This window comes from Paenibacillus litoralis, from assembly GCF_046244365.1.
Classification (GTDB): domain Bacteria; phylum Bacillota; class Bacilli; order Paenibacillales; family NBRC-103111; genus Paenibacillus_V.
On sequence record NZ_CP176395.1, the window covers coordinates 5,838,510 to 5,862,380 of the forward strand.

Genomic DNA, 23,871 nt, shown 5'->3' on the forward strand with positions numbered 1-23,871 from the left:
AAAAATGTTGTACGCTATGCAACATCCATTCCGCTAACTGCTCATTTCCCGCTGAATTGTTGTAAAAAATACAATATGTCAGGACAGGCGCCTCCACATACCACAGCATAGTCCGCATAACCCCACCAAAACTAATGTTGAAGTGTTGCAGAGCGGATCTGCAACAAATTGCACAGCGGGACTAAGCCGGGTAGCGGTACTACGCGGTTAGCGGGACCAGGCCAGTCAGCTGGACCAAGCCAGTCAGCTGGACCATGCGGCCAGCCGGACCAAGCCAGTCATCCGAACAATGGCCTCGGCGAACCCGCGTATTCCACCACGGTTTCCCGCTCCTTGAAGCTGATCCAGTATATACTCCCGTTGCTCTCCGCAAAACGGACGCCGCTGCTGTGATCCAAGCCGATCGCGGCCCGCAGCAGGAACCGGTTAAAGCCTCCGTGCGCGAACAGCGCCACGCGCTCGTCGCCGGGAAATTCGCGGCGCAGCCGTCCGATGATACGCTGCGCCCGCTCATGTCCCCTTTCGGGCGTTTCGTCGCCCGCATAGAACCAGCCCTCCGCGTCCATTTCGTCTTCCAGCAGAATGCCGGCGAATTGACGCTCCAGCTCTTTGCTCTTCGGTCCGCGGTAAGGGCCGCGGTTCCTGATCTCATAAGCCTCGAGCCATACGCGAACCGGCAGCCCCGATCGCCGCGCGAGCGGCTGCGCCGTTTCGATCGCCCGAATAAGCGGACTCGATACGATATGCGTCAGCCCGGCCCCCTCCAAGCAGGCGGCGACATGCTCCGCCTGCCGGCGGCCAAGCTCGGTGAGCGGACAGTCGGGCATATCTTCCTCGCTAATGTTGCCGACCGATTGTCCGTGCCGGATGATGAACAAGTCCATTACAGAGTCACCGCTTCCCCGGTTTCCGCCGAACGGTACAAGCCCTCGATAATTTGCTGCACGATGACGCCCTGGCGGGGAGTCGACAGCATCTGCCCGTTGCCGGCGACGGCGTCGATGAACGCTTCCAGCTGAAGCTGATGGGAATCGGGGTCGGGCAGCTTCGGCGCCGCGATATCGACGATCGTTCCATAGCGGCTTTGGAAGACACCTCCCGTCTTGAAATCGCAGCCGCCCTTCGTGCCGTGCAGCCTGACCGTATTGTTCGTAATCTCCAGCGTGTGGACGATAAAGCTCGTTTCGAGCAGCAGCGACGCCCCGTTATCGAACTTGATCATACCCATCGCCAAATCCTCGACGGTATAGTTGCGATAATCCCAAGGCGTCGGAACCGATTCGAGCGGCTTGATGCCGAGTTCCCGGTGCGTAGACCCCATTACCGATACCGGCTTCGGAAACTCCATGTACCACAAGGCCAGATCGAGCATATGGACGCCGATATCGATGAGCGGGCCGCCGCCCTGCAGCTCCTGATTGACGAAAACGCCTCCCGGGATGCCGTTCCTGCGCATCGCCGAAATCCGGCCGGCATAAATGCGGCCGATTTCCCCGTCTTCAATCATGCGCTTGAGATATTGCGCCCGCGCTTTATAGCGGTTGTTGAAGCCGTAGGCGAGTATTTTACCGGACGCGTTCGCCGCTTCCTCCATCGCCTCCGCTTCCGCCGCGGTCATGGCGGGTGGCTTCTCGCACAGTACGTTGCAGCCCGCCTTCAGCGCGGCTAGCGTTGCCGGGGCGTGAAATTTGTTCGGCGTACAAATGCTGACGGCGTCGAGCTCCACTTTGGCGAACATTTCGTTATAGTCTTCGAATCCGTACGCGAACCCGTGCTCCTCGATATTCCGCTGCAGCACTCCTTTGTTCACGTCGGCGATCGCGACAAGCTCTACCTTATCGCTGTGCTTCTTGTAGTTGTTAATATGAGCCGCCTGCGCAATCCCTCCGCCGCCGACGACGCCGATTTTTATTTTGGCCACGACTACCCGCTCCTCTATGCTCGATTTCTCTAAATCCTTGTTAAGCTGCCATTTCGCAGCCGCACGGCCTTATCCGTTTCGTCCGCGGTTGCCGAAGCCCCGAGCGGGTATGCAGCGGTCTACCCGAAAAACCGCAGCCCCACCTCCCGTTCGTCCGGTCTAAGAAGCGCCGCTTTCGTCGCCCGCAGCAGCGGGGAGCGATCGTATTCCACGCTCTTCAAAGAGATGCGGCCGTCCGTAATCGTCATATAATGCGCGGCGCTGGACGGATCGTCCTTCCTGCGGTAGGACACGCTCCCCGGATTCAGCCACAGCTCCTCATCGCTTAGAACGTGAATGCATCTTCTGTGCGTATGGCCGAAAATCAAACGCTTTTGCATGGCGTCCCGCACCGGATATGAAGTATGCTGCCGCCAAAAATCGGCAAACCCGTGCTGGCTTTCGATCGTCTCGTACTTCACGAACAAATGCTGCATGCCGTATCCGATCGCATCCGTCATGAACTGAAGCGATACGGGCAATTGCTCCAAATACGCGATATCGTCCTCGCCGAGCTTTCGCGCATTGTCGTGTTTCCACATCAATTCGCCGTCCGGCACGCTCCAGAGGGCGTCCGCGTCGCGGTACAGAGCGGACACCTTCCTGTCGTGATTGCCTTGTACGCACCATGCGTTATGCTCCCGCATCCAGCCGATTACTTCCTTGGGAAAAGGCCCGTAATCGACCAGATCGCCGGCGCAATATACCACTTCGCTGTCCTTCTCCTTCTTCCAGACGGCCTCCAAGGCGTAAATATTGGCATGCACGTCGGAAATGACGAGCGCCTTCATTTATTTCCCCAGAACTTTCTTGAGCGCTTCTTTCTCGACCGACACGGCCTTCTCCGTTTCGTCCGCGATTTGCTGCAGGACGGCGCGGGAGTCCTGGTTTTTCGTAAGCGCCTCGGTCAGCTTCTCGCCCCATATCGTCGAGGATTTCTCGTCGAGCGGGTTGCCGCTTTGGTACACCATTTTGTCCATCAGCTTAAAGCCGTACTCGAGTATTTTCTGTCCGCCCATGGCGGCTTCCGCCTTTTCCTTCACGATCGGCAGGCTCCAATGCGGCTTATACGGCGTCAAATCTGCCGTTTTCAGGAATATCTGCTGCGCTTCCGGCGAAGTGACCGCAAATTTGATATACTCCCATGCCAGCTCTTTGTTTTTGCTTTGCGACGGAATCACGTAAGTGCCGTAGCCGAGACCGGGAGTTTGACCGAACGGCAGCGTCGTCATCCGCCATTTCCCTTGGTTTTCGGACAAGGACCCTTTGTTGCCGTTCTCGTCGACTTGGAACGTGCTGAGACGGTACACGCCGCCGAAATAGGTGATCAGCTTACCGGTATTGAGCGCGCGGTCCTGCTCCTCTTTGGCGCCCGGGAAAATCAGATCGAGCTGCGTCGCCCGCTTGGCATAGTCGATCGCTTTGGCGAACGTATCGTTATTCCGTAAATATTTTAGATCCTTGTCGTAGTACCCGACGCCCGGAGACGCGATGTCGGTCACTTCCTCGGCTCTACGGAAGAAATAATGGCCTTTGGCGCGCATTTTTTGCGCCAGCTCGAAAAACTTATCCGGATCGGCAATCAGCTTGCCAACGGAATCAGGATCGGAAGGATAGCCGTTCTCCTCGAAAATGTCCGCGCGGTAGAACATGACGTAAGGCGTCATCCGCCAAGGCAGACCGAACAACCGTTTGCCGTCGAGTGTCGTGGACATTTCCCAAGCCATGGGAGCGAAGTCTTTCTGCATGCCGCCTGCGTTGTACGGAGCGGCAAGCAGGTTCTCGAGGCCGTCCATCGCCTTGAATTTATGGAAATGCGCCTGCGACAAGTCGATGACGTCCGGCGCCCCGGTTCCGGTTGCCAGCGCAGTCGTAAATTTATCCTCCGACTTCGGCGGCGTATCGGTAATGACCTTGACGTTCGGATATTTTTTCCTGAAAAGATTGGTGACGTCCTCGTAGCCTTTCCAGACCGTAATCTCGCCTTTGAAATCCTCCGGCTTCTTCGCCGGAGCGGCGCTAGCGCTTGCGCTCGGACTCGCGGAGCTATTCGTACCGCTTGGCTTAGGGCTGCTGCTGCTCCCGCTATCCCCCGGCGCATTCGAACCGCTGCATCCGCTTAACGCCAATCCGACCGATAAAAGGATGGCTGACAATGAGAGTGACATTTTTTTCATCGTTCTTCTCTCCTTCGCAGTGTATAATCGTCCTTCGACTTGCCGTTTCCCCGCTTTTTGACTGTAACTGCCCGTTCGTCTTGCCATGGACACCTATGCGCCAAACTGCGGCATCACCCCTTTCCAAGCCTCGTTTACTCTCCGGCAATCCCCGTTCGTTCGACGCTTTCCACGAAGTAGCGCTGTGTGAATAAGTACAGGAGGAGTATCGGCAATATCGTCAGAAACGCCCCCGCCATCAGCTTCTCATGGTTGGTCGGCAGCTCTCCGATCACATCTTTGGAGTCTTGTTTCATCCCGGTTTCGTCCTTCTCCTTCGTCACCTCGATCGTCCCCAGCTTCTGATTCAAGGTAAAGCTGTCCGTCTTATTCAAATACAGGTTCGGAAAGAAGGAATCGTTCCAGTGCCAGACGATCGAGAACAGGAAGACGACCAGTATAGCCGGCTTTGCCATCGGCACCATGATCGATATGAACGTCCGCCAAGGTCCGGCGCCGTCGATCTTGGCAGCCTCCTCGAGCTGATGCGGCAGTCCCCGGAAAAACTGCATGTAGACGAGGACGAACAGCGCGCCGCGCAGTCCATGGCCGAAAAAGTTAGGAACGAGGAGCGGCATATACGTATTCATCATTTTCAAATCGCTGAACAGCAGGAACAGCGGCACGACGATCGACTGGGGCGGAACAAGAAACGTGAACAGCAGCAAAACCATCAGAATCGTATATCCCGGAAACCGGTAGCGGGCGAAGCCGTATCCCGCCAGCGCGCAGCCGAACAGCTGCAGCAGGGCGCCCCCCAGCGAAATGATGACGCTGTTCTTGAAGTGCTTCATGTACGACAAGCTGTTGAACGCATAAATGAAATTTTCGAACTTCAGCGACTTCGGTATCCACTGGACGAGCGCATCCGCCACATCCTGCCCCGTCATGAACGATTGGCTGATCATATAAAGCATCGGGTACAGAAATACGAACGACAGACTGAGAATCATCACGTAATGGATCGTTAGACTTATCGCATCCTTCACCCGTCTTACGCCCGTCGAGCGAAGAAAGCCGGAGGCGGAAACCGGCTCGTTAGCCGGTCTGCGCCTGTAAACGAGGGTCAACCGGGATTCTTTCACGCGCCTTACCTCCTGTCCTTGGCCATAGCGGACGTATTGCGGAATATCGCGAATACGATGCCGATGACGATAAAGATGAAGACGAAATAGATCCATCCGATCGCCGAGGCGTAGCCGTAGCTGAACTTATTGAAAACGAGCATATTGATAAATCGCATCATCTTGTTCATGACCGACGTAAACGAGTCGACGATGCAGAACAGCGTGCTCACGAGCAGCATCGGCATGATCATCGGAAACGTAATTTTCCAAAAGTTCTCCCAAGGCGTCGCGCCGTCGCATTTGGCCGCCTCATAGAGCGTCGGCGATATCGTTTGCAGGCCCGCCAGCAGGATTAGGATCGGAACCCCGGCGCCCCACATGACGAGAGTGAGCGAATCCATCATGGACAGCAGCGGCGTCAGCAGCTCCAGCGGAATGTAGTCTTGCAGCATGCTTTTCATATCGTACTGCTGGAAAATCGGCAGCGTTGCTGCGCCTTGGGCGGTTAATTTCTGCAGCGTTTCACCGGCGGCGATGATGACCGGCAGGAAGAAGACGCCGCGGAAGAAGATTCTGCCTTTCATCGGCCGGTTCAACAGGATGGCGCTGAACATGGCGAAAATGAGGATGAGCGGCACTTGGAACCCCATTTTCAGCATCGTTTCCTTCAGGATGGGCATGAATTCCACATCGACCGTAAACGCCTGCCGGTAATTTTTGAGGCCGACGTAAGTCGCTTCAAGCCGGCCGGAGCTTACCTTCAGATCCTGCAGCGAGTAGAGGAGCGACCGGACGAGCGGAATCGCCATAAATACCAGAAACCCGAACGTCCAGAGCGCAACGAAGGAATAGCCCTCCCATATGTGCCTGCCCTTCAGCGTCAGGCGCAGCTTTCCTTTCATTTGGCGCTCCCCCCTTCCGCAACGGCATAGCCGCCTGCTTCGATCCTCACATTGTCCGCAAGCTTGGCGCTTTCTCCATAATTCACGTAAATCGCGACCCCGTTCGCGAATGTCGTACGGTACACGTCCGGCGCAAGCTGATCGTGGCCAACGATCGGCTGATTCGTCACCGGCTTGAGCGCCTTCGCGGCTTTCCGGTATTCCTCCGCTGCCGGTTCAAGCCAATCCCGGTAGTCGGAGCTGATCAGATCGTTCAACGGCGTGCGCTGCAGATTGGAGGAATTCGCATAGGACAGCCGGTACAGCGGCATCGCCCCGTATTCGATCATCCGCAAAAACGATTTCGGTCCGTCCTCGCGCATGTTTCCGGGTTCGCCGTAATAAGGAATGAGGCCGCGGAGCACGATTTGATAAAACGGTACCGTGCGGTCCTCGAATATGAAATGACTCGAATCCATAGGCGCACTGTCGATCCGGTTTACATGTCCGAACGTGTAGGCGTTGCCGTAATTCACCGCTGCGCCGCCGAGACGATTCTTGACCGTATCGAGTATCCCGCTCCAGCTCTCCGCCGTTTGTTTGCGGCTGAATAGCGAGGAAGGGGATTGATCCGAATAGAGCAGATCGCCAACGTGATTCATTCGGATGCCGGCAATGCCCAGTTTTTCGTACTTCGCAAGCTCCTTGTTCAAATTGCCGGTTGCGGTTTCCGGCTTCAGCAAATTGAATCTCATTCCCTTTTGCTGCTGCAAGGTAGCCAGATTCGCTTCGCGTACGATCATCGGCTCGCGGTTCAGTCCGCGTATCGCGTCCTTAGATTCCTCGAACGTTCCGCTGTCGGCATACGGCTTGACATAGTTCGCATCCAGGGTCAAGCGGACGCCTTTCGATTTGGCGTAATTGGCAAGCTCTACAAGACGGCCTGAACCTCCGAGCTTGCCGGCAACGGGAAAATGCTGCGGCTGGCTGCCGAACAATCCCCCGTCCGACCAGCCCTCCAGCGTCACTCCCATCGCATCGACCCCCTTCTCCGCAAATCGGTCGATGATTTCCTTCGCCTGCTCGAACGTGGTCATCTTGACATAGGTGCTGCCGAGAATTTCGTCTCGCACCACGCCGCCCACAAGCTGCAGCTGTAGCTCCGGACGGTCCTGCGGCACCGGCTTGACGCCGCGGTCGTTCATCAAGTAATTGCGGTATGCGTTCGCCATCCCGACATAGCCGCTCTGCTCGCCTTGCAGCGGAACGAAGCGGACTCCCCGGTCTCCTTGGATCATGCCGCCTTGATACATCGGCACTTCGCCCGAATCTCCGATGAAGATGACATCGTCGTTCCTATACGTAAACTCGACCGACGCCCGGTAAAGGCCGATGTTCTGGTAGCCGGAAGGAGCCGCCACGATCTTGGCGTCATGATCACCTTCCGTTACGATGGCCGCAAAGCCTTGCTTGCCGCGATTGATGCCGAACACCGGTATGGCGATCGTTTCCTGAGGCGCGGGAAACACGTCTTCCTTCGAATTTTTGAGGACCGTTTCCTTCGTTTTCGTTTTGAAGGCCGGATCGCCGCCGTAAATGTTCTGATAGTACCGGTCGAAATATTCCAGATGCTTCTCCTTGAAATTGACGATCGCGCCCGATCCGTCCGGAATGAAGAGATAGCCGTTTTCTTTGGCGTTAGCCGCATCGAAGTACGGCAGCGGCTCGAGGCTGACCAGCTTGCAGCCGGCTCCTTCCTTGATCGACTCGTATGGCACTTTGACTTCCAAGCCGTCTGCCGTCAAACGGTATTCCATCGCAAAATGCAGCCCGATCGACGTGAGCGCGTAATCGATCCGGACGCCGCCCTCGATCAGGGCGGGCACCGCCGAACCCGCTTCCTTCAGCGGGTTCGTCAGCGTCGGATTGGCCCCCTGGGTATACCGGATCACCATCGGATTCTGAATCAGCGCCAGTTGGCTCTCCGAAATGCCGGTACGGTTCTGCGGATAGTTGTACCAGCGGTTGCCGCTCGTCTTGTCTTCCAGATGGACGAGACCTTTGGCGCCGTCGTACATTAAGCGGAATTTGCCGTTCTCGGCCACTTGTTTGACGGCGTCCCCCGGCGAACCCTCCAATGCGCGGATCTTGATCGGCGCCTTGTCGCCGTTCTCGGCGCAAACGCCGATGCCGGCCGCCGCTGTCGTCTGCTTTCCCTTCGGATACCGAAGAAGGAGGACCGCCGCAACGACCGCTGCGATCACAACGACGACTGAAAGTTTGTAAATGGTTCGTTTACTCATGCGCTCCCCCCCTCTACATTCGGAATCGGATTTCCGTAATCAAACCGGTTACAAAGTGGAACGCCTGATTGACCAGCCCATAGAACAGAATAAGGACAAACCAGATGATCAGCATGCCGACGATGGTCAGCAGCAGAATCCCCAGCAATTTATACAAGTTGAAGTCATGCAAAATTTTCACTTTCATAATGAGCAGAAACGCCACCCAGAGGAATACGAACCCGCTGATGAATACATAAACGGGCATTTCCTGCAGGGTCAGTACGTTCGTCAGCAGGGAGAGCGGCAGCGTCATGACGATGTAAGGCGTCAAAGCGAAGGCGCCGCCGACCAATAGCTCCTTGAACTTTCCTTCTCCCTCCTGAATCGTGCTGATTCCCCAGTTGGCGACTGTCCAGGTGAGCCAGAGGATGAGGATCGAGGACGCTTCGGTAATGAAGGAAATTTCATAGGCTTCTCTCCGCTGGAACAAGATCCCCGAAAGCGACAAAGACAAAATCCGAACCGCAACGGCCAGCGCCATTATGAAAGCGGCATCGCGGTACCGGGCGCGGCCCGGCTCTTGGAGATCGTAATAAAAATCGATCGGGTGCGCGAGAACCTTGCCGGCCATTTTCCATGTGCTCATGGGATTTCCCCTCCTTCCGCGCGTACAGCCGACAATTGCCTCTTCATGAACAGCATGCGTTTGCGCCGCCGCCACCCGATCACAATCCTGAGGAGAACGCCGACAGCTATCAGCACGAGGACGGATTCGATAAAGTGCTCGCGAAGAAAGATTTTGCGCTGCTCAAGGAAGGCGTCCGAATACTCGTCATAAGCTCTCGCTTGTTTGAAGTACGTCATCGCTTCGGAATATTTCTCCTGCTTGCTCAGCGATTTGCCGATGGCCAAGTAGGCCAAATTGTAGTTGCTGTTCAGCCGCAGCACCTGCGCCCACGGCTGCTGCGACTCTTCGTAGCGGCCGTCCGCATACAGGACGGACGCTTTGTGCACGAGCTCGCCGAACGCAGTGACGCGAAAACGGTCGATCCGGTTTCTTGTCTCGTCGGCGATATAGACGATGCCGTCCGACGTCTGCGCTATGCTCGACGGCGTAAGCATCAGCCCGTTCTGGGCGCCAAGACCGCCGAAGGCGAACAGCAGATTGCCGAGGCTGTCGTATTGGAACGCCCTGCCGGTAATCTTATCGAGCGCCGTGATGAATCCTTGGCTATCGACGCTCACGTCGACGAAGGAGTTATATTTGCGCTTTTCGTTCACGATCTTCATCCGGTAGTCCCCGTAGCGGCCGCTCGCGGATTCTTGCGCATTCAGCGTGTCGACGCCGACGGCGCTCAAACGCTTGACCTGAAGGGTCTCCGTGCCGAGCGTCGTCGTATAAATAAACCCTTCGGCATCCTGGTACAGATTGGAGAACTCCGGCGGCTTGTCGCCCGACATCTGCGCCTTCTGCTCCTTGGTTGCGATCAGGTTGGTCAGGATGCGGGTCACGCTGAATTCCACGTGATTGCCTCCGAACAGTCCCGCGAATTCCCCATTCGGATCGAGCTGCAGCAAGCCTTGATACAAGCCGTCGCAGACGATGGACAAGTAGCCGCGTTTATCGACGATCACTTTGGACGGCAAATACAGGAACTTCTCGCCCAGCAGCGGGCTTTTGGGATCGCGGAAATCTTTGACGAACCGCCCGGTGCGGTCGAATACCGCAATTCTGCTGTTTTTGGTATCGGCCACATAGACGGTTCCGTCTTCCGAGGCGAATACGCCCTTCGGCCCGTTCAGCTTCCCGTCCCCGTCCTTAGTGCCGTATATGCCGAGCACTCGTTTGTTCGCATCCATATGCACGATCCGGTTGTTTCCGGTATCGGCGACATAGATCGTATCGTCGGATGCGACGTACAGATCCTGAGGCTTGTTGAACGGACCGGCTTCGTTGTCGAACCCGTCGATCGAATCCATATAGGCGTAACCGTTCAGCGAGGCGACCGGGTCGAATTTGTTATTGTACGTATACCCGTCGTATGGACTGCGGGCCTCTGCAGGCGGCGCCTCCGCAAGCAGCAGGACGATCGCCGCCAGGAACACGAACGCGATGCGTATGTGAACTCTCACTGGACTCCCCCCTATAGAGCTCCGCCGAAGCGAAGCGTTCCTCCGTAAGCGCTGGCTTCGCGAAGTGAAGCGGGCTATGCTTTGATCCCGGAATGCGCCATCGTCTCGAGCACCCGGCGCTGCGTGATGATAAACATGACTAGCGTCGGAATGACCATCAGGAAGCTGGCCGCCGCCAAGGCGCCTACGCGGGCGACCACGCCGTAGCCTCCGCTGATCGTATTGATGGCGAACGGCAGCGTTTTCATCTGGTCCGTTGTCGCATAGACCGTCGAAGCCCACGGATCGTTCCACGCCGCGATGAAATTAAGCAGCATGAGCGTCGCGATGGCCGGCTGCAGCAGCGGAATCACAATTCTGAAGTAGGTGCGCCACTCGCCTGCTCCGTCGATACGGGCCGCTTCCAGCAGGGCATCCGGGATCTGATCGAGAAATTGCTTCATCAGAAACAGTCCCATGGGCGAAGCGAGCATCGGCAGAACAAGCGCGAAATAGGAATCCATCAGCCCCATTTTGGATACGACGATGTATTGCGGAATTTGCGTCACCTGCGGTGCGAACATAAGCGCCAGAATGATCATGCTGAACATTTGTTTGCGAAACGGCAGCTTCTTGTGCTTGCTGAGCGGATAAGCCGCCATCGTGCTGATCAGAATGCCGAGCGTCACGACGCAGAGCGAAACGACGACGCTGTTGAAAATATATCTGGAGAACGGAACGACGGAGCTCGTCGCCGCAAACAGCAGTTCCTTGAAGTTTTGCAAGGTCGGGTTGATGACGATAAACCGCGGCGGAAACAAGAAGAGCTCCGACACCGGCTTAAACGCGGTCACCGCCAAATAGACGAGCGGCATCAGCATAAGCAGACCGAAAACGGTCAGAAAAGCGTAGAGGATCGACCCGCTCCAATCGAAACGGCCCCCGTTAATAAGTGAAGAGCGACTGGCCACGTCCATCAATCCCTTTCCCCAAGTAAATTGAAGATGATCCGGTTAAGCCCCACCATCAGCAGGAACAGCACGACGGCGATCGCCGCGGCGTATCCCATTTCGAAGCGGACGAACGCATAGTCGTACAGATGGGTCATAATCGTATGGCCGGCATATAAGGTGCTGGGGAAGCCGGCGAGCGACATGGCGATGTCGTACACCTGCAGCGAAGAGACGATGGTGAGCACCGCGCCGAACAGCAGCTGCGGCTTGATGGAAGGGAGCGTGATATACCATAGCTCCTGCCAGCGGTACCTGACCCCGTCGATGACTCCCGCTTCGTACAAGTCGGTCGGGACGTTGGACAGCCCGGCGAGAAACGCCAGAAATCCGGTGCCCATACTGGTCCATAAGGAAACGAGAATGATGACGGGCATGATCGTCTTCACATCCTGCAGCCACAGCCACGGTTCGTCGAAAACGCCTATTTTGATCAGCCAGTGGTTGATCAGCCCGTAGCGGTCGCCCGAGAACAGGTACAGCCAGACGACGGACATGGCAACCGAGCTGGCAATTGCCGGCGTATAGAAGCACAGCGTAAAGAAGAAACGGTATTTTTGCGGAATGTTGCTGATGAGCCAAGCCAGAATGAACGACATGCAATAGCCGAGTGGGCCGGTAAAGACGGCGAACGTAAGGGTGTTGCCGATCGCCTTCAGGAAGATGTCGTCCTCCAGGAACAGCTGCTTGTAGTTTTCCAGACCGACCCACCGCGGCGGTTCCAAAATGTTGTAGTACGTCAAGCTTAATCCCGCGGCGGTTAATACCGGAATCACCGTAAAAACGAGAAACAGCAGGAAGAACGGCGCCAGGAACAGAAAGGAGGTGCGGTGGCTGACCAAACGGGCCCATAAGCCCTCCTTCTTGTCGGCTATGACCTTCTTCGCGGTTTGCGAATCAAGGGCTGCTTCACTCACCCGCCGTCACCTCCCTTTCCGTTCGTCGTCTTGGCCGGTTCGTCGTCCAAACCGAATTCGTCGCGTTTTTTACGGATTTCCTTGTTGATTTCCTTCACGCCGTCCTCCAGCGCTTCCCGCGTGTTTTTGCCGTTCAATACGATCTCGTTCCAAATGTTGTTGATATACCGCGACGTGTAGTAATCGCCGGGAACAATTTCCCGTTCCTTGAACCAATCCCATTGCTCGAGAATGGCATCGATGTCCGCCTTCGGCCACGGCAGGTTTTGGAGCGCTTCCACGTTAGCCGTATTCCACCGGGCTTCGGCGCCGATAATCGCCTCAAGCTCGCTGCCGAATCGTTCCTGCACGGCCGGGCTGGTCCACCACTTCAGAAATTCCCAAGCGTCGTCCTGCTTCTTCGTCGTGCTGAAAATGACTCCGGTTTGCGCGGCTCCGCCGACCGAACGGTCGATGATGCCGTCGCTGCGGCGAATGCCCGGTATCGGCCGCATTTCCCACCAGCCCGTCAATTCGGGAGCGGCGGTCGACAGCTGCATGTACGTCTGGTAATCGGCTACGCCGATCGGCATTTCCCCGGTGCGGAACCGGTTATAGAAGCTCGATTCCTTGCTGATCTTGTAATTCGTGTACATGCCGGTCCACATCTTCATCGCGGCGAGCGCTTCGGGCGTATCCAAGCCGGAGACGCCGTTGTCGCGGTAAAACTCGCCGCCGCGCTGGAACAGGAACGGAGCAAACTGGGCCGCAGACCCATCCGTATCGTGCGGGTAGTAGAAATCCATCCCGTTCTGCTGCAGCTTCGGAATGATATCCATCACTTCCTGCCACGTCTCGGGAATTTTCTTGATGCCAAGCTCCTCCATAATGTCTTTGCGGTAAAACATCATGTTGAAATTCTGATTCTCGGGGAGCGCGTAATTGCCTCCTTGGAACCGGTACGGCACGAGCGCGCCGGGCCGGAAGCGCTCCGCGACTTGCTTATAGTCGGGAAACGCGTTCAGATCGACCAGTCCGCCACGCAGCGCGAAATTGTTCGGAATGTTCGCGTCGACGCCCAGGGCGACGTCGGGCCCTTTGCCCGAAGACATCGCCAGCATGAACAAGTTCATGGAACCGGCGGGAATGATGTTGACCTCGACGTTGATGCCCGTCTGGGCCGTAAAATCGGCGTCCGTCATCTGTTTAATGATTTGCACCCAATCGCGGCCGCGGGCTACCCAAACCTTCAGCGTATTGCCGTCATCCTCGCGGGTGGAACCGATTTTCCGGTAATCCTTCGTAAAGGAAGTGAAGAAATCGTATACGCCGATTCCCAGCTTCGTCATGAAAGCGGCGTTCGCATCCGGCCAGTTCCGGTCGGGCGACTTGACGACCAGATAGTCGAGCTGCAGCTTCTGCTTGTTCATCGAGGTGATCCAGGAGCTGAGCGAAGTCTGCGTCGTGGAAAAGCTGTCGATCCGTTTCGGAATGGTATCGGTCTTGCCGGCCAAATCGATCAGCAGGTCGCGGGCCATCAGGATGGATGCAAGCTCGGTGCTTCCTTTCTTGACGCCAAGGCCGTATATGCGCTGTATGGCATCGTCCAGATCGCGCGCCATCAAATGCAGTCTGGGCACGAGATTCGGAATGTTGTTCTCCAATTCCCATTCGCGGTTCGGATCCGGGTTCGTGCCCGTAATCATGATGACCTCGCGGCTCAAAAACGACATTTTGCCGGAAACGTCCTGAATCAATTCGAAGATGGAGCCGAGCTGACCGACCTGCACCTCCATGCGCAGACGATGCTTGCCTTTATCCAGATAAAATAAGTACGGATCGCCTTCCTTGCTGCCGAGCCCTCCGACCTGCCAACCCCCGTCGAACGGGAAATCGGCGCTGTTCATTTCACGGAACGGAATGGAGCCGTCGAGGTATATCGTCCGCTGCACCGGAACCTGATTCAGCCACTTCGCCAAGTACCGGGCACCTATGTTATACAGTCCGGATTCGGGCACTTCGAATTCCCATTCGATCCACTGGCTGCCGTCGCGCCACGCCCCACCCCCGATCGTATTCATCCGGACGGCGCTTCTATCGAACGGTTCGGTAGCCGGATCGCGCTCATCGACCCTGCGCAGCGTAGCTTCGGATTTCAGAGCGGCCTCTTCCGCCTGCACCTTGATGTACGTATCGCGGACTTCCTTATATCCTTTGTCCTTATACGTCTTTAACAGCTCCTGATAGGTTGGCGGACTGACGGGGGAGAAAATTCTGAGTTCGCCTATGGCAGCCGGTTCTCGAATATAGCCGAGGCGAATCGTGTGCTTGCCCTTGGTCAAATAGAAGCGGAACGGCTCGGCCGTGCGCGCTTCCGGATCGCGAAACTCGCGGAACTGCCATCCGGCAACCTCTTCCTGCTTCGGATTAAACTCGTTGCCCATGTTATCGAACCAGGTCGTACCGGCTTCCTTCCACATTCTCGGGAACACCATTCTTTTGGACTGAGAGAACGGATAAGCGCCGTCGATTTGCACGCTCCTTTGGATAGAAGCCCCTTTGCCTTCGAGCGCATAATAGGCGATACCCATCTGATAGTACCCGGCGCTTTCGATATCGATCTCGTATTCCGCCCAATCGCCTTCTCCGGTTAAGGCAAGCACTTCGCCTTTAAGCCCTTCCGGGTCGCTGCGTTTGGAAGCGCCTGATCCGCCTGCCGCTTTAAAGCCGGCTCCCGGAACGGCGATCCGGATCCCCTTGGTATCTTGCGCCTCTTTGCCGCTCGTTTGTTTGTAGTAAGCGGAGTAAGCGATTTCCTGCCTGGCACCGATACCGGTTCCGGCAATGATAGAGCTCTGGTCCACATTGTCGTATTCCGGTATGCCGGCCATGGCCGTGTCGTCATAGCCCCGTGCATTGTTCCACCAGATAAAGGCCGATACGAGCAGCACACCGGTAATGATCGATACCGTGTACTTGCGAAGCAACTTAAGCATGTATCTCCCCCCAACGAACCGACGTGGGTAATTTCTTAATGATTAAATTATAGTGCAAGGGCAGTGCGAATGCATGTTAATCATTTGTTAATTTTACCAGCTTGCTGTCGCGCCTCCGTCCTATAGCGCCGCCAGCGTGCGGTCTGCCGCTCTTTTCCATACGGCGATTCCTTGTCTGGCGGAGTCGTTCATGCTTTTCCCTTTGCGCGTTAGCTCGTTCATCGGAATGCCGCGTAGCTTCGCCAGATGCTTGGCCGTAGCGGGATATCCTTTGCCGAGAACGCCGTCGAGGAAGACGAGCAGCTCGTGCAGCGTTTCCGCCGCTTCCCGTTTCCCGTTTGCCGCCTCGCTCCACAACGCCAGCGCAACGTCGGCGGCGGCGGCGGATGTCGTAGCCATAATTCCTTGCGCGCCGCTATGCAGAGCTTCGAGCAGAAAGGACATGTTAGCTTGAAACACCAAACTTTCGGTAGCGCTTTCAATTTTGGATCGAATGCCTTCAGCCGTGCAGGTCGTGTCTTTGATACCGACTATCCCGTGCTGCGAAACAAGCCGGCCGTATACATCCGGATCGACGAACCGCGGCGAGGCAAGGGGACATTCGTACAGAAAGACCGGGAGAGGCGACAGATCGGCCAAGCGGGCGAAATAATCCTCCAGCCGGTTCTGATCTTCGCCCATGCTGCCCTGCGGGATCAGCACGATGCCCGAAACGCCGGTTTCCGCCATGCGCTGCAATTCTTCCGCATGCTCGGCAGGGTCGCTCTGCACATTCCCGGTTGCGATAACGGGCGTACTTCCCGCAAGCCGTACCGCGCGTTCGGCAAGCGTAAGCCGTTCCTGCAGCGTCAGATATTCCATCTCGCTGCTTCCGCAAACCGCGAACAAGCCGTGAGGAGAATGGGATAGCTGCCATTCGACATACCGGTCGTAGGCTTCCCAGTCGATTTCTTTATTTAGCTGAAACGGAGTAAGCAGTAACGCATATATGCCCTTAAACCGATCCGCAGGCCCTGCAGATGCCCGGTTTGACACGTCATCATCTCCCAATCGTTATTATTCGTTCCGCTTCGCACGGCTCAAGACGTTTGCTGCAGCGATGCATTCTCGTCAAACCGGTGCAAGATTTCCTGCGGCGAAGCCGTTCCCGCCCTTCCGAGCTTGCGGACGGATACCGCCGCGGCCAGATGCGCGAACGCCGCCGCTTCCGGCCCGGTGCTTCCTGCGCCAAGCGCCGCGAGGAACGCCGCCGTAAACGAGTCGCCGGCCCCAACGATATCGATGGGCGGCATGACCGCCATCGTCGGCACGAGCGTGACCTGCCCGTTTTCGAACCAGAGCGCTCCTTTTTCGCCTAATGTGACACAGCACGGCGCCTCCGCGAATTTGGCAAGCTGAAAGCCGGCTTTGATGATTTCATTGTCCGACGGCTGAGGGTATTTCAGGCTTCCGTAGCTCCACCGGAGCGTCTCCAGCTCGTTCGGCTTCACGATAACCCCTTTGTACTTGCCGATGTTATCCCGGCTGTCGACGACGATCCGCTTGCCTTGGGATGCCCAGTAACGCAGCCGTTCGCGCAAAGCGGGGCCGATCACCCCGCTCTTCAGCTGGTCGGTCGTGCTGATGACGTCCACATTCGCGGCCATCAGGTCCAACTGGGCGACCAGCCGCCTCTGCAGCAGCTCGAACGGAGCGTCCGTATTAATAAAATCGATGCGCGGAGCTTCCTGCTGCACATCCTCGAGGCCGTGCAAAATCGTTTTGCAATAAGCAGGGGTTACGCGCTCCGTATCCGTCACGATGAACGAATCGTCGATGCCGAGTTCGCGGAGCGATTCCTTAAGCAGCATGCCCCGCCAATCGCTGCCTACTGCGGTGCAGAAGCTCACTTTTCCGCTGCCCAGCTCCTTGAAATTGGCCGCTACATTGCCGGCCGCGCCGGGAGAGAAAACCTCTCTCACGACCGGCAAATTATAATGCGGCGTCTCCCGCGACAGCTCGCTGACCCTCATGTCCGCATGCCAGTATATATCCAGACATCCGTCGCCCAGTACGCCGACTCTTAATTTCCCGATGCGGTCCAGAATTTCCATTACTCTGCCGCGGATCAATCCGTTATATTGTGGAACGGAAGATAAATTCAGCACTTCTTCCTTCATCGAATGGCCTCTCCCTTCCAGCTTTTGTCATCCGCATCCGGCGGTCAATTTCTATAGGACGTTCCAAAAGTCCATCGCTCAGCTACTTGCCGCTTATCGCGATCCGAAACGTTTTCAGTTCGAACGGTTTAAAGAATGCTTGGAAGGCATGCTCGTCATGCGGCATGAGCACCGCTTCGCGTTCCGCCAAATTGACCTCTTCCACCTTGGCGACGCTGTAGTGGACGGCGAACGAAACTCCCCCCCGCTTGCCGGCGTACTCGTAGCAGCGAACGATCCAGTCGTCGGAATCTTCCGCTTTCTTGACCGTATCGATCATCACATGATCGCCGCTTACGCCGATCATGCTCAGAGCCGCCGGAAGCGAGCCGGATGCCGGATCCGCCGACTCGGACAATGCCGCCGTTCTGACGGGCGCGTTGAGGCGATGAGCCTGTTCCGCGGTTCCTGCCGCAAACCAATCGCCTTCATGCGGGAGCAGCGCGTACGTAAACCTGTGCTCGCCCTTGTCGCATTCGGGATCCGGCTTGTTGGAGGACTTGAGCAGCGTAATCCGCATGACGTTGTCCCGGATGTCGTGGCCGTACTTGCAGTCGTTCATCAGGCTGACGCCGCAGCCCCGCTCGGACAAATCCACCCATTTGTGGGCGCAAGTTTCGAACCTTGCGTAATCCCAGCTCGTATTCCAATGCGTCGGGCGCTGCACGTGGCCGAATTGAATTTCGTACGTAGCCGCCGTCGCCCGGACGCGCACCGGGAAGGCAACCTTCAGCAGCGTTTCCCGCTCCTGCCAATCGACCCAAGTGGAGAAATCGATGCGCGGATCGTGTGCATAGAGGATCATGTCCTGACGGATTTCCGTATTCCCATACCCCCATGCAAAGCTGACGACAGCCCGCAGCGGTCCGGTCTCGACGACCTCCATCGAGCGAAGATCCGTAACATGCCGCACTTTCTCGTAATAGAAAATGTCGATTTCCCAGTTGTCATGGTTGACCGGCTTATCCTCGTGCACATCGAAACGGTTGGCCGTTTCCCCTTCGGCAATGATCTCGCGTCCGGATCGCTTGTCGTACAGCCTGGTTATTTGCCCGGCCTCGTTCCACGCGATTTCGTAGAAAGGCGTGGACGCGCTGCGCTCTCCGAAAACGATGGCCGTGACGGCGGGCGCAGAAGCGCCGTCGTCGTCCTCCATCCGTATGGTCGTAAACCCCATCGACGGAATGCCCGTCGCCAGAATTTGCAGCCTGTCGCCGTCCGCCAAACCGCTGACGCGTTCGGCCTGCAGGACATTGCCCGCCGCATCCCGCCACCGTTTGCCCGTGAAGCGGGCTTCCCACGGGAGCTGGACGAGCTCGCTGCGGGTCCATGGCAGCGAATTGAATACGAGCCAGCCCGGCCCGTCAGCGTCGACCAGCGATGCGAGCCGGGTCAAGCCGTCCGTCAGCGCGGACTGCGCCAGCCCTTCCGCTTCCGCATATTCCGTGCGGCAATCCTCGTACACGGCCGTTATCGAGGAGCCCGGCAATATATCGTGGAACTGATTGCGCAGCACGATCTTCCAGCTCTCGTACAGCCGGTCCTGGGGGTAAGTGGCGTAGCCCGCCAGCGGGCTGCCGAAGATCGAAGCGATCTCTGCGTCCCGCAGAAGAAACTCCATATGCCGGTTCATCTTCTTCACATAGCCTTGCGATGTGTAAGTGCCGCGGTGGAGCTCCAGGTACAGTTCGCCGTCCCAGCGATGCACGTACCGGTCCGTCGCGGATACGGTCTCTTCCAGCTTGCGGAAAAATTCGTCCGCACGCCCTGTCGTCGCTTTCGGCAAGCCCGGCATATTTTCGAGCCGCCTGCGCATTTCCAGCATCGTCCGGGTCGGACCGCCGCCGCCGTCTCCCCAGCCGTACGACAGCAGCAGCTCGGAGTCGTTGATCTCCTTGTTGCGGTAATTGTTCCAGATCCCTGCCAGCGTAGCCGGTACGACCTGCCCGTTGTACGTATAGAAGCGCGTGAACGTGCCGTCCGGCAGGTCCGGATCCGGCGTCGTAATATAGTGCGTCAAAATTTCCGTGCCGTCGATGCCGCGCCAGTGGAAGGTGTCGTGCGGGAACCGGTTGTATACGTTCCAGCTGATTTTCGTCGTCATGAAATGGCGCAATCCGCTCTTCTGCAAAATTTGCGGCAGCGCCCAGCTATAGCCGAACACGTCGGGCAGCCACAAATATTCGCAGCTGACGCCGAACGATTTCTCGAAATACCGCATGCCGTAAAGCAATTGGCGGACGAGCGATTCGCCGGAAGGAATGTTGCAATCCGATTCGAGCCACATGGCGCCGCCGGCTTCCCATCGTCCCTCTTGCACCCGTTCTTTGATCTTGGCGAAAATATCCGGGTAATCATGCTCGATATATTCGTAAAGCTGCGGCTGCGTCTGCAGGAAGACGTATTCGGGAAATTGCTCCATGAGACGGAGAACCGTCGAGAATGATCTTGCCGCTTTCTCCCGGGTATGTCTTAGCCGCCACAGCCAAGCGACGTCGATATGCGTATGGCCGATGCAGCGGACGGTGACCGGCTGGAATTTAGGCAAAGCGTCCAGCTCTTCCTTCAGCTTCCGGTTCGCTTCCCGCACGCTTGCGTAGAAGGCTTCGTCGCCGGGAACGCGCCAGTCGAGCAATACGATCGCGCGATCAAGCGCTTTCATTAATGCTTGCTTCTCCCAGCTGTTCTCGCCCAATACCTTGATCGTTTGCGCGACGGCCAGCGCCGAATAGTACAAATCGTCGGTTTCCGTTTCGAGAACGGCGAGCGCGGACATCGCGAGGAGGTGCTCCAGCTCGGTCTTCGTCCCTTCCTCGCCGTTCAGGCCGCTCCATACTTTGAACAGCAGGTCTATCTTTTGTCCGGCGAACGATTCCGGGAAGAAGACTTCCTTATGATTGCTGCCGACGCCCTGATAAGGCTCGCCGTTCACATAGAGCAAGGATTCGAAGCCCGAATTGTGCCCGGCGCCGGTTTTCCCGAAGTCGAACAAACCGAGAACCGTTCTTCCGGACCATTCGCGCGGAATTTCCGCTTGAACGCTCAGCCATGCCGTCAGATCGTATCCTCTCCACCTGTCGCCGACCGACAGGGTTTCCCATTCGGCATGCTCGGGAGGCATCCCTCCGATCTCCGCTTCCCGGTCGATCCACAGCCGGTAAGAGGGCAGCTCGCGAAGATCTACGTAACGGTATTTTTCCAATTGCGCGATTCGTTTCCACAGCTTGTCGAATGTTAAGAGCATATGCCCCTCCTATTGAGCACTTCCGAAGCATCTGCCGAGGGCAGGATCTGCGTCCAGCGTGCGGATTTACAAACTCCGTAAAAGAAGAGCTTGCTTCATGTTCCATTTTAAGTTAATTTAATCATAAAGATAACTAAAGTTTTTGTAAAGATGTTTTTTCGGAGCTTGCTCCCCTGTCCTGCCTGCTTCGGCCGGTCCTTCCTGCCTCAGCTGTCCGCGCGCTGCGGATTCCGCCCTGGACGATCGCGGACCTGCTCTATGAAATAGTAAGAAATTCAATGAAAAATCGAGCAAACGGAGGATTGATTCGGCATGCACCCGTCATAATGCGCTATTGCCCGAAAATACCATTCTTAACAACAACGCAATCGCCATATAGAATGGGGAAAAAAGAGGGAAAAGTTGGATGCTCAGCATCATGCTCTGCTAACCGGCCGGCTTCCAAACGGATTTGCAATCGCGGGGAGGAACATTCATGACCAAGCAAGAAAGCCAGGAAGATGGGATGAAGAGAAAAAAACTCATCAGGCGCTACCTGCAGTTCGTAAAGCCTTACCGCCATTATTTGTTTGCCATTATCGGGCTCGGCCTGCTGCAGTTCGTCGTCCCTTTGGCCACTCCCTGGCTGACGAAGATTTTGATCGACGACGTGCTCGGGCAATCCGAATCCGGGTGGACGCTGAAGCGGGTTCTTGTCATCTTCGGCTCCATATATGCAATGAGCGTCGTCGTCACCTTCATCCGCAACCATCTGACCGCCCGTTTGGGAAGCCGAATGGTTGCCGGCATACGGAGGCAATTGTACGAGCACATCCAGAAGCTGTCGCAGCGGTTTTACGACAATCAGCAGGTCGGCGGCATTTTGTCCAGGGTGATCAATGACGTGAACGGCGCCCAAAACCTGGTGGGTACGACCGTTATCAACATCGTTTTCGATATGATGATGATCGTGTTCGCCGCCGTTTTCATGTTTTCGCTGAACTGGAAGCTCGCCTTGCTGTCGCTTTGGATATTGCCCATCTACTATTTGACCTTCACGAATCTGAATATCCGAATCCGCTATGCATCCCGGGCCGTTCAGCGGCAAATGGAGCGGATATCCGGCGTTCTGGTCGAACGCATTTCCGCCATGAAAATCGTGCAGTCGTTCAATGGAGAGCAATCGGAGCTGGAACGGTTCGACAAACAAGCCAAGCGTCACATCCATCATTCGCTGGCTGCGCAGTTTTTATCGAATACGCTCGGCCGGATCAGCGAGTTCGTCGGGTATTCCGGCACGCTTATCACCTGGGCCATCGGCGGGACGCTCGTGCTGAACGGTCATCTGACGATCGGCGCCCTTGTCGCTTTCCATGCTTATTTGGGGCAGCTGTACGGCCCGATTCAGCGTTTCGCCGACGTTAACGTAACGATTCAAAATGCGCTGACGAACATCGAACGCATTTTCGAGCTGCTCGACACGGCTCCGGAGGTCCAAAATACGGACAATCCGCTGCCGCTGAGCGCGTGCGGGGGCGACATCCGGTTCAAAAACGTTTCCTTCAGCTACGAAACCGAGCTGCCCGTCCCGCGCAACGATAAAACCGGTTACGATCCCGACCTTGTCGAACGGCAAAGGCCGCCCAAAGCTTTTTACTGGCTGCCGCCCAAAACGAAATCGCCGCCTCTGCCGACGGTCGTCGAGAAACGCACCGCGCTCAAGCATATCAGCTTTCACGCCAAGCCGGGCCAGGTGGTCGCCCTGGTCGGTCCGAGCGGATCGGGGAAATCGACGCTGATCAATTTCATCCCCCGCTTCTATGACGCCGACCGCGGCACCTTGTACTTGGACGGCAAAAACATTCAAGAATACGACATTCACGAGCTCCGCAAACAGATCGCCGTCGTGCTGCAGGACAATATTTTATTCTCGGGCACCGTCTTCGACAATATCGTTTACGGGCGTCCAGAGGCAACGATGGAAGAGGTCGTTCAGGCGGCCATTGCGGCGAATGCGCACGATTTTATCGTCAAGTGGGAAAAAGGCTACGAAACCGTGCTCGGCGAACGCGGCCTGCGGCTTTCGGGCGGACAAAAGCAGCGTCTGGCTATCGCCCGAGCGCTGCTCAAAGATCCGAAAATTCTCATTTTGGACGAAGCGACGTCGGCGCTTGACGCGGAATCCGAGGCGATCGTCACCGAGGCGCTCGACCATCTGATGCAGAACCGCACGACCTTCGTTATCGCCCATCGTCTCGCCACCGTCGTACGGGCCGATTTGATTTTGGTCATGGACAACGGCCGCATCGCCGAGTGGGGAACGCACGAACAGCTGCTGCTGCAGGAAGGACTGTACCGTGAGCTCTACGAGAAGCAGCTGAAAGCGATGCGTCCGGAAGGCTTGCCGGTCCGCTCGATTTCCTGACGCATCCGTTCGTAAACCAGGAGCAAGCCGGGATTCGCTAAGAGGAACGCATAATAAAAACGACCTTCTGTCCCATTTTTGGGGTTGAGGGTCGTCTTTTCATCTATTTAAAAAGGCCTATTGGTTTGGGGTATATTCGCATTAAATTAACCGAGAACATGGCCATAGTTCCTTGGAGTTCCGTGCCTACTAGACGCGAGGATGCAGCTGCATCATCCCCGTGCCTGTCCTGTGCTACAGAAAAAAAGTACCGTCTCCTCCGTTTTCTTGAGGGACAGTACCTTTTCTAGCATCAAGGAACTTTTTCAGCGGCCTCGATTAGAGTCAAGGGGGGCTGTTTACTCCTTCTATTCCGTTGGACGGAACGAAAGTGCGCTATTTGCCGGTTTCTCTTTGGATTTCGGGACAGTGCGGAACTACGTTGCGCTATTAGGACAATTTGTTTTGAAAATCACCCCATTTTACGCAAATAAGGAGCTCTAGTTCCGCCAAACGCCGATAAACAGGCCTACCGCTGGGAATAAGGCACTGACGTTCTGCATGCCAACAGGAAGAATCCTTTTGACCCTGTTGCACAGCCGTCAAGCGAAAAGTCTCACGGG

The 23,871-nt window shown here is 56.4% G+C and carries 16 protein-coding genes; 1 reads left to right on the plus strand and 15 read right to left on the minus strand.

What is annotated here, in order from left to right; translation table 11 throughout:
• Positions 1–278 precede the first annotated feature (278 nt).
• From ACKGJP_RS24825 to ACKGJP_RS24895, 15 genes are all read right to left on the minus strand, one after another.
• Entirely contained in the window at positions 279–884 is a 606-nt protein-coding gene (locus tag ACKGJP_RS24825) for a histidine phosphatase family protein (protein WP_409341468.1), read from the minus strand.
• A complete protein-coding gene (locus ACKGJP_RS24830; RefSeq protein ID WP_409341469.1) occupies positions 884–1,921 on the minus strand; it encodes a Gfo/Idh/MocA family protein in 1,038 nt (345 codons plus the stop codon). The genes ACKGJP_RS24825 and ACKGJP_RS24830 overlap by 1 nt, the downstream gene beginning before the upstream one ends.
• A gap of 119 nt (positions 1,922–2,040) precedes the next feature.
• Entirely contained in the window at positions 2,041–2,751 is a 711-nt protein-coding gene (locus tag ACKGJP_RS24835) for a metallophosphoesterase family protein (RefSeq protein ID WP_409341470.1), read from the minus strand.
• Positions 2,752–4,137, minus strand: coding sequence for an ABC transporter substrate-binding protein (locus ACKGJP_RS24840; RefSeq protein ID WP_409341471.1), 1,386 nt, complete (start codon positions 4,135–4,137; stop codon positions 2,752–2,754). It lies immediately after the preceding gene.
• Between the two features lie 134 nt (positions 4,138–4,271).
• A complete protein-coding gene (locus ACKGJP_RS24845) occupies positions 4,272–5,261 on the minus strand; it encodes a carbohydrate ABC transporter permease (RefSeq protein WP_409341472.1) in 990 nt (329 codons plus the stop codon).
• A gap of 5 nt (positions 5,262–5,266) precedes the next feature.
• Entirely contained in the window at positions 5,267–6,145 is an 879-nt protein-coding gene (locus tag ACKGJP_RS24850) for a carbohydrate ABC transporter permease (RefSeq protein WP_409341473.1), read from the minus strand.
• On the minus strand, positions 6,142–8,427 hold the full coding sequence (locus tag ACKGJP_RS24855; protein WP_409341474.1) for a DUF5696 domain-containing protein: 2,286 nt from the start codon (positions 8,425–8,427) through the stop codon (positions 6,142–6,144). Before ACKGJP_RS24855 ends, ACKGJP_RS24850 begins: the two co-directional genes overlap by 4 nt.
• A 13-nt stretch (positions 8,428–8,440) precedes the next feature.
• Positions 8,441–9,055: a YIP1 family protein gene (locus ACKGJP_RS24860; protein ID WP_409341475.1), complete on the minus strand. Its 615-nt coding sequence runs from the start codon at positions 9,053–9,055 to the stop codon at positions 8,441–8,443.
• Positions 9,052–10,542, minus strand: a complete 1,491-nt coding sequence (locus ACKGJP_RS24865; protein ID WP_409341476.1) for a hypothetical protein — start codon at positions 10,540–10,542, stop codon at positions 9,052–9,054. Before ACKGJP_RS24865 ends, ACKGJP_RS24860 begins: the two co-directional genes overlap by 4 nt.
• 74 nt (positions 10,543–10,616) lie before the next feature.
• A complete protein-coding gene (locus ACKGJP_RS24870; RefSeq protein WP_409341477.1) occupies positions 10,617–11,498 on the minus strand; it encodes a carbohydrate ABC transporter permease in 882 nt (293 codons plus the stop codon).
• Positions 11,498–12,448, minus strand: a complete 951-nt coding sequence (locus tag ACKGJP_RS24875) for a carbohydrate ABC transporter permease (RefSeq protein WP_409341478.1) — start codon at positions 12,446–12,448, stop codon at positions 11,498–11,500. Before ACKGJP_RS24875 ends, ACKGJP_RS24870 begins: the two co-directional genes overlap by 1 nt.
• Positions 12,445–15,423, minus strand: a complete 2,979-nt coding sequence (locus tag ACKGJP_RS24880) for an extracellular solute-binding protein (protein WP_409341479.1) — start codon at positions 15,421–15,423, stop codon at positions 12,445–12,447. The genes ACKGJP_RS24875 and ACKGJP_RS24880 overlap by 4 nt, the downstream gene beginning before the upstream one ends.
• 120 nt (positions 15,424–15,543) lie before the next feature.
• A complete protein-coding gene (locus tag ACKGJP_RS24885) occupies positions 15,544–16,458 on the minus strand; it encodes a dihydrodipicolinate synthase family protein (protein ID WP_409341480.1) in 915 nt (304 codons plus the stop codon).
• A gap of 44 nt (positions 16,459–16,502) precedes the next feature.
• The gene (locus ACKGJP_RS24890; RefSeq protein ID WP_409341481.1) at positions 16,503–17,582 is read right to left on the minus strand and encodes a bifunctional heptose 7-phosphate kinase/heptose 1-phosphate adenyltransferase; all 1,080 of its coding nucleotides are present in this window, start codon (positions 17,580–17,582) and stop codon (positions 16,503–16,505) included.
• 82 nt (positions 17,583–17,664) lie between these two features.
• Entirely contained in the window at positions 17,665–20,865 is a 3,201-nt protein-coding gene (locus ACKGJP_RS24895; RefSeq protein ID WP_409341482.1) for an alpha-mannosidase, read from the minus strand.
• Positions 20,866–21,340: 475 nt separating this feature from the next.
• On the opposite strand from ACKGJP_RS24895, the gene ACKGJP_RS24900 reads away from it, so the two are divergent.
• On the plus strand, positions 21,341–23,269 hold the full coding sequence (locus ACKGJP_RS24900; RefSeq protein ID WP_409341483.1) for an ABC transporter ATP-binding protein: 1,929 nt from the start codon (positions 21,341–21,343) through the stop codon (positions 23,267–23,269).
• Positions 23,270–23,871: the final 602 nt, after the last annotated feature.

Bases quoted from the DNA above. Each gene is read 5' to 3' on its own strand.
- ACKGJP_RS24825 (WP_409341468.1), bottom strand. From the start codon at position 884: ATGGACTTGTTCATCATCCGGCACGGACAATCGGTCGGCAACATTAGC.
- ACKGJP_RS24835 (WP_409341470.1), bottom strand. From the start codon at position 2,751: ATGAAGGCGCTCGTCATTTCCGACGTGCATGCCAATATTTACGCCTTG.
- ACKGJP_RS24840 (WP_409341471.1), bottom strand. From the start codon at position 4,137: ATGAAAAAAATGTCACTCTCATTGTCAGCCATCCTTTTATCGGTCGGA.
- ACKGJP_RS24850 (WP_409341473.1), bottom strand. From the start codon at position 6,145: ATGAAAGGAAAGCTGCGCCTGACGCTGAAGGGCAGGCACATATGGGAG.
- ACKGJP_RS24855 (WP_409341474.1), bottom strand. From the start codon at position 8,427: ATGAGTAAACGAACCATTTACAAACTTTCAGTCGTCGTTGTGATCGCA.
- ACKGJP_RS24860 (WP_409341475.1), bottom strand. From the start codon at position 9,055: ATGAGCACATGGAAAATGGCCGGCAAGGTTCTCGCGCACCCGATCGAT.
- ACKGJP_RS24870 (WP_409341477.1), bottom strand. From the start codon at position 11,498: ATGGACGTGGCCAGTCGCTCTTCACTTATTAACGGGGGCCGTTTCGAT.
- ACKGJP_RS24880 (WP_409341479.1), bottom strand. From the start codon at position 15,423: ATGCTTAAGTTGCTTCGCAAGTACACGGTATCGATCATTACCGGTGTG.
- ACKGJP_RS24890 (WP_409341481.1), bottom strand. From the start codon at position 17,582: ATGAAGGAAGAAGTGCTGAATTTATCTTCCGTTCCACAATATAACGGA.
- ACKGJP_RS24895 (WP_409341482.1), bottom strand. From the start codon at position 20,865: ATGCTCTTAACATTCGACAAGCTGTGGAAACGAATCGCGCAATTGGAA.
- ACKGJP_RS24900 (WP_409341483.1), top strand. From the start codon at position 21,341: ATGACCAAGCAAGAAAGCCAGGAAGATGGGATGAAGAGAAAAAAACTC.